This is a genomic window from Buchnera aphidicola (Taiwanaphis decaspermi) (assembly GCF_039405155.1).
Lineage (GTDB): Bacteria > Pseudomonadota > Gammaproteobacteria > Enterobacterales > Enterobacteriaceae > Buchnera_M > Buchnera_M aphidicola_B.
Window position 1 is genome coordinate 183,740 of record NZ_CP135049.1, and the last position, 12,469, is coordinate 196,208.

Annotated in this window: 8 protein-coding genes, 3 tRNA genes and 1 rRNA gene; 8 read left to right on the forward strand and 4 right to left on the reverse strand. The window is 23.2% G+C overall.

Annotated elements, in window-relative coordinates:
- Positions 1-38 precede the first annotated feature (38 nt).
- Positions 39-3,518, forward strand: a complete 3,480-nt coding sequence (dnaE, locus tag RJX39_RS00865; RefSeq protein WP_343192765.1) for a DNA polymerase III subunit alpha — start codon at positions 39-41, stop codon at positions 3,516-3,518.
- 41 nt (positions 3,519-3,559) lie between these two features.
- On the opposite strand, the gene RJX39_RS00870 is transcribed toward dnaE, so the two are convergent.
- A complete protein-coding gene (locus RJX39_RS00870; protein ID WP_343192766.1) occupies positions 3,560-5,134 on the reverse strand; it encodes an aminoacyl--tRNA ligase-related protein in 1,575 nt (524 codons plus the stop codon).
- 81 nt (positions 5,135-5,215) lie between these two features.
- Entirely contained in the window at positions 5,216-6,940 is a 1,725-nt protein-coding gene (argS, locus tag RJX39_RS00875) for an arginine--tRNA ligase (protein WP_343192767.1), read from the reverse strand.
- Positions 6,941-7,274: 334 nt separating this feature from the next.
- On the opposite strand from argS, the gene RJX39_RS00880 reads away from it, so the two are divergent.
- From RJX39_RS00880 to RJX39_RS00890, 3 genes are all read left to right on the forward strand, one after another.
- Positions 7,275-8,845: ribosomal RNA gene (locus tag RJX39_RS00880) — 16S ribosomal RNA — on the forward strand.
- Between the two features lie 66 nt (positions 8,846-8,911).
- Positions 8,912-8,986: transfer RNA gene (locus RJX39_RS00885), tRNA-Ile, on the forward strand.
- 31 nt (positions 8,987-9,017) lie between these two features.
- Positions 9,018-9,090 (forward strand) — tRNA-Ala (locus RJX39_RS00890).
- A 2-nt stretch (positions 9,091-9,092) separates the two neighbouring features.
- Here the strand turns inward: RJX39_RS00890 and gloB are convergent.
- Both gloB and rnhA read right to left on the reverse strand, forming a co-directional pair.
- Positions 9,093-9,860: a hydroxyacylglutathione hydrolase gene (gene gloB / locus RJX39_RS00895; RefSeq protein WP_343192768.1), complete on the reverse strand. Its 768-nt coding sequence runs from the start codon at positions 9,858-9,860 to the stop codon at positions 9,093-9,095.
- Between the two features lie 32 nt (positions 9,861-9,892).
- Positions 9,893-10,354, reverse strand: coding sequence for a ribonuclease HI (rnhA, locus tag RJX39_RS00900; protein ID WP_343192769.1), 462 nt, complete (start codon positions 10,352-10,354; stop codon positions 9,893-9,895).
- A 31-nt stretch (positions 10,355-10,385) separates the two neighbouring features.
- Between rnhA and dnaQ the strand changes: the two genes are divergently transcribed.
- The 4 genes from dnaQ to grpE all read left to right on the forward strand — a co-directional run bounded on the left by dnaQ (position 10,386) and on the right by grpE (position 12,413).
- Entirely contained in the window at positions 10,386-11,120 is a 735-nt protein-coding gene (dnaQ, locus tag RJX39_RS00905; RefSeq protein ID WP_343192770.1) for a DNA polymerase III subunit epsilon, read from the forward strand.
- 51 nt (positions 11,121-11,171) lie between these two features.
- Positions 11,172-11,245: transfer RNA gene (locus tag RJX39_RS00910), tRNA-Asp, on the forward strand.
- Between the two features lie 139 nt (positions 11,246-11,384).
- Positions 11,385-11,852, forward strand: a complete 468-nt coding sequence (gpt, locus tag RJX39_RS00915; protein WP_343192771.1) for a xanthine phosphoribosyltransferase — start codon at positions 11,385-11,387, stop codon at positions 11,850-11,852.
- Positions 11,853-11,915: 63 nt separating this feature from the next.
- Positions 11,916-12,413 (forward strand): nucleotide exchange factor GrpE, encoded by a 498-nt coding sequence (gene grpE, locus RJX39_RS00920; protein WP_343192772.1) that lies wholly within the window; start codon positions 11,916-11,918, stop codon positions 12,411-12,413.
- The last annotated feature ends 56 nt before the right edge of the window (positions 12,414-12,469 follow it).

Here is a 12,469-nt window from a genome sequence, read left to right on the forward strand (position 1 = left end):
AATTTTTTTTTATTTTTTAATCTTTTTTTAGGAAATATATGTTAACACCTAAATTTGTTCATCTTAGAGTTCATACAGAATATTCTCTTTTAGATGGATTATCTAAACCAAAAGATTTTGTTAAACAAAGTGTATATCTAGACATGCCTGCTATAGCTATAACAGATTTTTTTAATTTATATGGTGTAATAAAATTTTACAGATATGCATATCATTACGGAATAAAACCTGTTATTGGTGTAGATTTTAAAATACTTTGCAAAAAAAATAAAGATTTTAATAATATAACAATATTAGCTTCTAATAATCATGGATATCAAAATTTAATAAAATTAATATCTTTAGCAAACAAATATAAAAAAAACAATCATATATTCATTACAAGAGAATTACTAATAAAATACAAAACAGGATTAATATTAATTTCTGGAGGTTTGGAAAGTGATATCGGGAAATGTATATTAAGAAAAGATCATATAATTTTAAATGACTATATATATTTTTATAATAAACATTTTTACAATAATTATTATTTAGAAATAATTAGAACTGAAAAAGATCAAGAAGAATTTTATTTAAAAAATATTATAAATATATCAAGAAAAAATAATATACCTATTGTTGCAACTAATCAAGTATGTTTCTTAGAAGAAAAAGATTTCAATGCACATTTAATAAGAGTATCTATTCAAAAAGGAATACCATTAAGTAGTTTTGATAAAAAATTATACAGTAAAAAACAGTTTTTGAGAAGTGAAAAAGAAATGTGCGAATTATTTTCAGATATCCCTGAGTCTTTATATAATTCTGTTGAGATTTCCAAAAGATGCAATGTCACAATAAATTCTAATAAGTATTTTTTACCTATTTTCCCTACTAAAAATATAAGTGCTAAAAATATTTTAATATTAAAATCTCATAAAGGTTTAAAAAAAAGATTAAATGAAATTTATAAAAATAAAAAAGATATAAAAAAAAAACAAAAAAGATATTTTGATAGATTAAACCTAGAATTAAAAATAATTAATAAAATGAAATTCCCAGGATATTTTTTAATAGTTATGGAATTTATACAATGGGCTAAAAAAAACAATATACCAGTAGGACCAGGTAGAGGTTCTGGAGCTGGTTCTCTTGTAGCATATTCATTAAATATTACTGAAGTGAATCCTTTATTTTTTAATTTACTTTTTGAAAGGTTTTTAAACCCGGAAAGAACTTCCTTACCAGATTTTGATATAGATTTTTGTATGGAAAAAAGAGATCAAGTAATTAATTATGTTATTAAAAAATATGGTGAAAAATTTGTATCTCAAATAATAACCTTTGGAACAATGACTGCAAAAGCTGTAATTAGAGATGTAGGTCGTTGTTTAGGTTATACATATGGATTTATAAACAAAATATCTCAATTAATACCTAATGATCAAGGTATTAAATTAAAAAAAATTTTATATTATGAAAAAAATTTATTAAGTTTATATAAAAATAATAAAGATATTAATTTTTTAATAAATATGTCACTACAATTAGAAGGTGTAATAAGAAATATAGGAAAACATGCTGGTGGTCTGGTTATATCTCCTCATAAAATAACTAATTTTCTACCTTTATATTATGATGATGTTAAAGGTAAATATCTTACACAATTTGACAAAAATGATATTGAATATATAGGTTTATTAAAATTTGACTTTTTAGGTCTAAAGACTTTAACTATTATAAATAATACAGTTAAAATGATAAATAAAAATTACAAAACAAATAATATTAATATTAATAATATTCCACTGAATGATGAAAAAAGTTTTAAAATTTTGCAAGAATGTAAAACAACAGCTGTTTTTCAATTAGAATCTTATGGAATGAAATGTTTAATAAAAAGATTACAACCAGATTGTTTTGAAGATATTATATCATTAGTTGCTTTATTTAGACCTGGTCCATTGCAATCAGGAATGGTAGATAATTTTATTTTTCGTAAAAGAGGATTAGAACCTATTTATTATCCTGATATAAAATGGCAACATAGATTATTAAAACCTATACTTAAATCAACTTATGGAATTATTTTATATCAAGAACAAGTTATGCAAATAGCTCAAGTTTTGTCTGGTTATACACCAGGATCAGCAGATCTATTAAGAAGAGCAATGAGTAAAAAAGATTTAAAAGAAATGAAAAAACATTATTCTATATTTCAAAAAGGTGCAAAAAAAAATAATATTGATTCAAAATTATCATCTAAAATATTTGAATTATTGGAAAAGTTTGCTGGATATGGTTTCAATAAATCGCATTCTGCAGCTTATGCATTAGTTTCTTATCAAACTTTATGGTTAAAAACACATTATCCAGCAGAATTTATGTCCTCTGTAATGAATTCAGAAATGGATAATATAAATAGAATAGTTTTTTTAATAGATGAATGTAAAAAAATAGGAATTAAGATATTAAAACCTGATATTAATTATAGTAAATATAAATTTTATGTAAACAAAAAAAATGAAATTGTTTATGGTTTGGGATCTATAAAAGGTTTGGGATCTAAAATTATCAAAAAAATAATAATTACTAGAAAAAAATACGGTTTTTTTTATAATATATTTGATTTATGTTATCGCATATATAAAAAAAAAACTCATCGCAATTTCTTAGAAAAATTAATTTTTTCAGGTTGTTGTGATAGTTTTAATATAAGTAGACCATTAATGTTTTATATGATACCAAATGCTCTATTATACGCTACACAAAAATCTAAATCTAAAAAAAATATGCAAATAGATATGTTTGGTCTTACAGTAAATAATAGTATTAAAAATATATGTAATTCTTATAAAAAAATAATATGGCCTAAAAAAATTGTACTTGATAAAGAAAAAGAAATGTTAGGTTTTTATTTATCATCACATCCAATTAAATATTATAAAAATGAATTAAAAAATTATGTTAATTTCCAAAAAATAAAAAGAATATGTGATTATAATAATAAAAAGGCAACTAATATTGTTGGTTTAATATTTTCTTATAAAGTTAAAAATACTAAAAATAACAAAAAAATATGTATTATTAATTTTGATGATGGTTCTGCAAAAATAGAAATAGTGGTTTTTGAAGAAACTTTTAAAAAATATAATAAAATAATTAAAAAAAATAATTTATTAATAATAAAAGGTTTTTTAAAATTTGATAAATACAAAAATGTGTCGCAATTTATCGCAATAAAAATAACTGATATTGATGATATGAGAAATAATTACATAAAAAAAATAAAAATTTATTTGAACAAAAAACAAATAGAAAAAGAATATATAGATAAAATTAGCAAAATAATTAATTCTTATTTAGGTGGTAATATTAACATATATTTAATATATGTAAAAGATGAAAAATTATACAATAAAAAAGAAAAAAATATTTTAAATAAATTTAGCAACATAAAAGTTAAAGAATCTTTATTAAATGAATTGCGAATGTTATTAGGAAAAAACAAAATAATATTTTTTTTTATTAAATAAAAATATTTTTCATTTAAAAAACAAAAAAGTTTTAAGTTGACTTATATATTTAATATTTTTTTTAAAAAAAAATTTATTTTTTCTATTTTTACAATTTTATTAACAGTATTTAACCTATTTTGATATTCTATTTCTTTGTTTTTGACATTTTTCTCTCTAATTACTAATAAATGAGGTACGCCAATTAATCTTATATTATTAAACATAACTCCTATTCTTTCTTTACTATCATAAAATATTACATCTATGTTGTTTTTTTTTACTTCATTATAAATATATTCAGATGTTTTTCTAACTTTATAAGATTTGTTAATATTTATAGGTATTATACTTATAATAAATGGAGCTATGTTATTTTTCCATATTATTCCTTTTTCATCATGATTTTGTTCTATAAAAGCAGCTACTAATCTGCTTACTCCTATACCATAACAACCCATATGAATAAGTTTTTTTTGACCTAAATTATTTTTTATATTAAAATTCATACATTTAGAATATTTTTTTTCTATTTGGAAAATATGTGCTACTTCTATATTTTTTTCTTTTTTGCTATTTTTTTTTATATTTGAAATATTTTTTAATTTAGGTAATGGGAATTTTTTATTCCAATTCATATTAATGATAAAATTTTTATGTATATTTGAAAAAAAAATAAAATTTGACATGTTTTTCATTTTTTTGTCAGCAATTAACAAAATTTTTTCGTTTATTTTTTTTAAATTATATTTTTGTATCTTTAAAGTTTCTTTTAATTTTGCAACTTTTATATTTTTATCAATTGATTTAATTTTTAATAATTTATTTTTATTAATTTTATGATCACCTCTAATTAAAACTCCTAAAAATTTTTTTTTGTTTTTAAAAACAATCATTTGAACAATATTTTTATAAGATATTTTATTTTTTTTTATAAAAATATTTAATTTTTCATTACAAAAATCTATTTTATTTTTATTATAATATCTATTATTACAAAATGTTTGAAATTCATGAGAAATATTACCACCCATATGATTGTTTTTTGCCTTAATTATTTTAAATTTTATTGAAAGTATATTCATAATGTCAATATATTTATTATATATTAGATTATAAGTTTTTTTCATAGACTTTTTGTCTATATGAAATGAATATCCATCTTTCATTATAAATTCTTTAGCACGTATTACACCAAAACATGGTCTTAATTCATCTCTATATTTATTATTTATTTGATATAAAAAAATGGGTAATTGTTTATAAGAAGTAAATTCATTTTTCAATAAATATGTTATGGCTTCTTCATGTGTAGGCGCTAATATAAATTTTCTGTTTTTTCTATCATTTATTTTAATTAGTTCATTTCCATATAAATCTATTCTTTTACTTTTTTCCCATAACTTAAAAGGATGAATATTTGGCATCAATATTTCTATACCATTAATATCGTTCATCTCTTTTTTAATGATGTTTATTACTTTATGTAATACACGTAGACCTATAGGTAACCATGTGTATATACCAGAAGATAATTTACGTATCATACCAGACTTTTTCATCAATTGACTACTAATGCTATCTGACTCTGATTTTATGTGTTTTAATGTAAATAAAGAATATTTTGTTGTACGCATATATTATTCCTTTCTATTTATTTAAAACAAAATTATTAATATTTTTATATTTTATTATTAAAAATATATTTATAAAGAAATTTACATTTTTTTTAAGATATTTATACCTAACATTTGTAAACCTGTTTTTAATACTTTAGAAGTTAAAATGATTAATTTTAAACGATATATATTAACTTCATTATGTAAACTATTTAATATAGGATGTTTTTCATAAAAATTGGAAAATATATTTGATAATTGATATAAATATTTGCAAATAACATGAGGAGTACCATTTTTAGCTACTAATAATAATATCTCCTCAAATTGTAAAATTTTTAATCCTAATTTTATTTCCTCTATTTTTTTTAATTTCATTTTTTTCTTCAGATAAAAATTTATATTTTCTGTTTTTTTTAATATTGAATATATTCTCATATATGCATATTGTATATAAGATGATGTATTACCATTGATATTTAACATATCTTTCCAACTAAAAATATAATTATTAATTCTTTTTTTTGATAAATCATAATATTTTAAAGAACCTATAGCTATTTTTAGTGATATTTTATTAATTTTATAATCAGATAATTTATAATTTTTATTTTTTAATATTTTTTTACATTTTTCAAAACATTTTTTAATTAATACAGATAATTTAATATTATTACCATTTCTAGTTTTAAAAGGTAATCCTTTTTTATTTAACATCATCCCAAACATATGATGTTCAATTTTAGTATTTTTTGTTATATAACCTGCTTTTTTAGCAATCGTAAATATAGATTTTAAATGTTGTTTTTGTCTAACGTCAGTATAATAAATTATTCTATCAGCTTTTAACGTTTTACATCTGTGTTTAATGCAAGCAATATCTATCGTAGTATATAAATATGTTTTATGTTTAGTTCTAATTTTGATACCCATAGGTTTTCCTTTTTTGTTTTTTATATTGTCTAAAACAACAAAAATTTCATTATTTTTTTTTATGGATATTTTTTTTAATTGTAAATCTTTAATTATGCCTGGTAACATATTTTTATATTTACTTTCACCTATTGTGTGTTTGTCAGATAAAGTAACATTCAAAATTTTGTATATTTTAATATTTTCTTGCATTGTAATGTTAACTATTTTTTTCCATATTTTATGACAAAATAAATCTCCTGATTGTAATTTATAAAGATATTTGTTAGATTTATCATAAAAATTTTTATTTTTTGAATACATAATCTTTGACTTTTTATAAATTTTTTCTAATTTTTTTAATTTAATTTTTTCTATGTTATATGATTTGTTTTTTAAATAAAAAATTATCATTCCAAATTGACTACCCCAATCTCCTATATGATTATTTTTTATTACATTATGACCTAAAAATTTTAAAACTCGTGCACTAACATCACCAATGATTGTGGATCTAAGATGACCAACATGCATTTCTTTTGCAACATTTGGTGACGAATAATCTATTACAATATTTTTTTTTGATTTATATTTAATGTTAAGTTTTTTTGAAAATATCATTACATCTAATTTTTTAGATATCCAATGTTTGTCTATTAATATATTTATAAATCCAGGATGGGATATTTCAAAACTTTTATACATATTGTTTATATTTATTAATTTAACTATTTTTTTTGCTAATTTTATTGGATTAATATTTATTATTTTTGACAATTTCATCACACCATTTATTTGATAATCCCATTTTTCATTTTTTGATTGTCTAACAATAGGATCATATTTTTTTTTAGATATATATCTAATAAATATTTTTTCAAAATCTTTATATATTTTTTTATATATATTCATAATAGTCATCTTTTGTTATTTTAAAATATTTATTATTTAAACATATTTTATGAATATATAAAATATTTTTCTTAATCAATAAATAATTAAATGATAATAATGATATCTTGTAAAAAATAAGAAATATTTATTTAATTAATTTTTTTATTAAATAAAAATAAAAAAGATTGACTTTTTATAAAAAACAGTTATGATCTATAAGTCAAGCAGTAAAGAATAATATAACTACCAGCTCTTTAAAAATATATCAGACAATTTTTGTGGGCATTTTTATTTTGATATAATAAAAATAACAGAAATTAAAAAAGTTTGTATTTTAAAACTTTTTAGAAATAAATTGAAGAGTTTGATCATGGCTCAGATTGAACGCTGGCGGCAAGCCTAACACATGCAAGTCGAGCGGCAGCGAAAAAAACTTTTAGTTTTTTGACGGCGAGCGGCAAACGGGTGAGTAATATCTGGGGATCTACCTGAAAGTGGGGGACAACTCTTGGAAACGAGGGCTAATACCGCGTAATGTTGGAAAACTAAAGTAGGGGATTTCTAATTATAATATAATTAGAAACCTTACGCTTTCAGATGAACCCAGACGAGATTAGCTTGATGGTAAGGTAAAAGCTTACCATGGCAACAATCTCTAGCTGGTCTGAGAGGATAACCAGCCACACTGGAACTGAGACACGGTCCAGACTCCTACGGGAGGCAGCAGTGGGGAATATTGCACAATGGGCGCAAGCCTGATGCAGCTATGTCGCGTGTATGAAGAAGGCCTTAGGGTTGTAAAGTACTTTCAACGAAGAAGAAAAAATAAAAACTAATAATTTTTATTCTTGACGTTATTCGTACAAGAAGCACCGGCTAACTCCGTGCCAGCAGCCGCGGTAATACGGAGGGTGCAAGCGTTAATCAGAATTACTGGGCGTAAAGAGCACGTAGGTGGTTTATTAAGTCAGATGTGAAATCCCTAGGCTCAACCTAGGAACAGCATTTGAAACTAATAAACTAGAGTTTCGTAGAGGGAGGCAGAATTCTAGGTGTAGCGGTGAAATGCGTAGATATCTGGAGGAATACCAGTGGCGAAAGCGGCCTCCTGGACGAAAACTGACACTGAGGTGCGAAAGCGTGGGGAGCAAACAGGATTAGATACCCTGGTAGTCCACGCTGTAAACGATGTCAACTTGGAGGTTGCTTCCAAGAGAAGTGTCTTCCGTAGCTAACGCGTTAAGTTGACCGCCTGGGGAGTACGGTCGCAAGGCTAAAACTCAAATGAATTGACGGGGGCCCGCACAAGCGGTGGAGCATGTGGTTTAATTCGATGCAACGCGAAAAACCTTACCTGGTCTTGACATCCATAGTATCTTATAGAAATATGAGAGTGCCTTCGGGAACTATGAGACAGGTGCTGCATGGCTGTCGTCAGCTCGTGTTGTGAAATGTTGGGTTAAGTCCCGCAACGAGCGCAACCCTTGTTCTTTGTTGCCAACAGGTAAAGCTGGGAACTCAAAGGAGACTGCCGGTTATAAACCGGAGGAAGGTGGGGACGACGTCAAGTCATCATGGCCCTTACGACCAGGGCTACACACGTGCTACAATGGCTTATACAAAGAGAAGCAATTCTGCAAAGATAAGCAAATCTCATAAAGTAAGTCGTAGTCCGGACTGGAGTCTGCAATTCGACTCCACGAAGTAGGAATCGCTAGTAATCGTGGATCAGAATGCCACGGTGAATACGTTCCCGGGCCTTGTACACACCGCCCGTCACACCATGGGAGTGAATTGCAAAAGAAGCAAGTAGCTTAACCTGTAATTTTTTATGGGGTGGCGCTTACCACTTTGTGGTTCATGACTGGGGTGAAGTCGTAACAAGGTAACCGTAGGGGAACCTGCGGTTGGATCACCTCCTTACATATAATATTATTTTTATTTATTGAAATATAAGTGCCCACAATAATTGTCTGATTAATTTTTAACAGGCTTGTAGCTCAGTGTGGTTAGAGCACACCCCTGATAAGGGTGAGGTCGGTGGTTCAAATCCACTCAGGCCTAAATAAAATAAGCACACACTATTAATTTCTTAGGGGCTATAGCTCAGCTGGTAGAGCGCCTGCTTTGCACGCAGGAAGTCAGCGGTTCAAATCCGCTTAGCTCCATATTAAAAAACGTTTCTCATCTTTCTTAACAAACAAAAACATTCAAAAGGTTTTAAAATTTCTTTTTTAGACAATTGTTTTCTTAAATAAAAATTAGAAGTTTTAAGGAATAAATTTATTTTTTTTTCTATTTTTAAAGAATTTATTGTTTCTTTATTACTTTTTTTTATTTTTTTGTAAAAGTTTTTAACAAACTTATCATTAGGAATAATTTTCATAGTAAAAATCAAATTATATTTTATGTAATCATGACCACAACATATCAAAGTATTTTGGGGTAAACTTTTTATTTTTTGTATAGATTTATACATTTCATAATATAAATTGTTATATATTTTACCACATCCAGAATTAAATAATAAATCACCACAAAACAAATAATTAGATATGTAATAACACACATGATATAATGCATGACCAGGTGTATTAATTATTTTGATAGATTTGCCAAAAATTTTTTCTTTTAATATGTAAAAAAAATTTATTTGTTCTTTCTTATTAATATAATATATATTTTTTGGGCTAATTATTTTTATTTTTGGCCAAATACTTAATAAAGAATTAACAGCCATCATATGATCGTAATGATAATGAGTTAATAAAATTAATTTAGGATATAATTTATATAGTTTAATTATATGTAATATCTTTTTATATTCGCCTGGATCAACTATAACGCAATTATTTTTTTTATATAATATCCATGTATAATTATTTGTAAAATTTTTTATTAATTTTAACTTAATTTTTTTATTATTTTTAATATTCATTTTATTTTAATTTTTATAATGTGCAAAATGTGTTATATTTTATATCCTGTATCTTGTGAATTAGGATTTTTTGCAGATTTTTTAGCTATTTTATCACATATTTCATTATAATAATTTCCTGAATGGCTTTTTATCCAAATCCAATGTATATTGTGTATGTTGATTAATTTTGATAATCTTAACCATAAATCAATATTTTTAACTTTTTTTTTATTCCTTGTTTTCCACTTTTGTAATTTCCATTTTTTTATCCAATTTGTAATACCATTTTGAAGATATTTACTATCAGTATTAATATTAACTTTACATGATTCTTGTAATGCTTCTAAAGCAACTATTGCTGCCATTAACTCCATTCTATTATTTGTAGTAAGATAAAATCCATTAGTAAATATTTTTTCATGAGATTTATATTGCAAAATTGCACCATAACCACCAGGTCCAGGATTTCCTAAACATGAACCATCAGTAAAGATATTAACAAATTTATACATATTAAAATAATATTCTCCTATATAATAAAAAATGAACATTTTATATAACAAACATCGTCAAATAGTACTAGATACAGAAACCACAGGTATAAATTTACAAGGATTACCATATGAAGGACATCGTGTTATTGAAATTGGAGCTGTAGAAATTATTAATAGACGTTTTACAGGAAATAATTTTCATATTTATATTAATCCAAATAGAAAAATAAATATGAAAGCATTTGAAATACACGGAATTTCAAATGATTTTTTAAAAAATAAACCGTTATTTAAAAACATTTATAAAAAATTTATAAATTATATTAATAAATCTGAGTTAATAATACACAATGCAAGCTTTGATGTTGGGTTTTTAAATCATGAATTTTCCTTAATTAACAAAAAACATATAAAATTAGATAATATGTGTAACATTATAGATACTTTATCTATAGCAAGACAATTATTTCCAGGAAAAAAAAATAATTTAGATTCATTATGCGATAGATATAAAGTAAACATAACTAATCGTAAATTACATAGTGCAATATTAGATGCTAAAATTTTAGCAGAAGTATATTTATCTATGACTCAATATCAAAAAAAAATTATATTTAATAAAAAAAAATATTTTTTACCAAAAAAAAAAATAAAAGCAAATTTTTATAAAAAATCTAATATTATATTAAAAGCTAATAAAAAAGAAATAATAGATCACAATAATTATTTGAAAAATATGAAAAAAAAAGGAAATTGTATTTGGTATAATAAAAAAAAAAATTGACTAATTTGAAAAGTAAAGGTAGCATATAGAAATAGATTTTTTTTTATATAAGGTGCGGTAGTTCAGTTGGTTAGAATACCGACCTGTCACGTCGGGGGTCACGGGTTCGAGCCCCGTCCGCACCGTATTTCTTTTTGAAAAATATAAAAATTAAAAAAAATAATTAAAATTTAAATTTATATTATTTATTAATATAAAAAAATATAAATTATTATTAAATATATTTAATTAAAAATTTTTATTTTTTAAACAACAAGGTTGTATATGAACAAAAAATACATTGTTACTTGGGATAAAATACAATCTTATACTAGAGAATTATCAAAAAAGTTGTTATTAATAAAAAAATGGAAAAAAATAATAGCTGTTAGTAGAGGAGGATTAGTTCCTTCTGCAATATTATCTAGAGAATTAAATATTAGAAAAGTAGACACTTTATGTATATCTAGTTACGACAATAATTGTAAATTAAAAAACATCAGAGTTTTAAAAAAACCTAAAGGAAACTGTAAAGATATAATTATAATAGATGATTTAGTTGATACTGGCAGAACTGCTAAAATAATAAGAAAAATGTATCCAAAAGCTTTTTTTGTAACTATTTTTGCCAAACCTATAAAAAAACATTTAGTAGATTATTATATAATAGATATTTCACAAAATACATGGATTGAACAACCATGGGATATGGATTTTTCTTATGTTCCTCCTTTAGCTTCACAAATAACTTGATTATTTTATAATATTAATATCAATATTGAATTTTTTGTAAAATATATTTTTTAAGAGATTAATATGATTGAAAAAAACAAAATTAAATTAAATTATAAAAAAAAAGAAATAAAAAAAAATAAAGAAAATTTAAAAAAAAAAATATCAAAAGAAAAAATAAAAAACAAAAAAGAAATGAAATTATTTGAAAAAATAATTAAAAAAGACATTATAAATGCTAGTTTATTTTCTTTAGAAAAAAAAATAATAGAATTATTAAATATTGTGGATAATTTAGAAAAATGTATAGAATCTTTTAGTATAAAAAAAAAAGAAAATGTAAAAATTAACAAATATTTAAAAAATATTATGAATGAATTTTTAAAATTATTAAAAAATTATAACGTAATTCCAGTAAATGATATTTTAGTAACATTTGATCCTGGTATACACCAAGCTATATCAATAACTAAAATTACAAAAAATAAAATTTCTTCAAATACGGTAATAGAAATTTTTCAAAAAGGATATATTTTGAATAATCGTTTATTAAGGCCAGCTTTAGTTAAAGTTTATCAATAAAATTTGTTATTATTCAGTATTTAAAAATATATTAAACAATTAATAATTTTACTTAG

What these genes read in the sequence shown, in the direction of transcription:
- argS (WP_343192767.1), bottom strand. Translation starts at nt 6,940, where the DNA reads ATGAATATATATAAAAAAATATATAAAGATTTTGAAAAAATATTTATT.
- dnaE (WP_343192765.1), top strand. Translation starts at nt 39, where the DNA reads ATGTTAACACCTAAATTTGTTCATCTTAGAGTTCATACAGAATATTCT.
- grpE (WP_343192772.1), top strand. Translation starts at nt 11,916, where the DNA reads ATGATTGAAAAAAACAAAATTAAATTAAATTATAAAAAAAAAGAAATA.
- gpt (WP_343192771.1), top strand. Translation starts at nt 11,385, where the DNA reads ATGAACAAAAAATACATTGTTACTTGGGATAAAATACAATCTTATACT.
- RJX39_RS00870 (WP_343192766.1), bottom strand. Translation starts at nt 5,134, where the DNA reads ATGCGTACAACAAAATATTCTTTATTTACATTAAAACACATAAAATCA.
- gloB (WP_343192768.1), bottom strand. Translation starts at nt 9,860, where the DNA reads ATGAATATTAAAAATAATAAAAAAATTAAGTTAAAATTAATAAAAAAT.
- dnaQ (WP_343192770.1), top strand. Translation starts at nt 10,386, where the DNA reads ATGAACATTTTATATAACAAACATCGTCAAATAGTACTAGATACAGAA.
- rnhA (WP_343192769.1), bottom strand. Translation starts at nt 10,354, where the DNA reads ATGTATAAATTTGTTAATATCTTTACTGATGGTTCATGTTTAGGAAAT.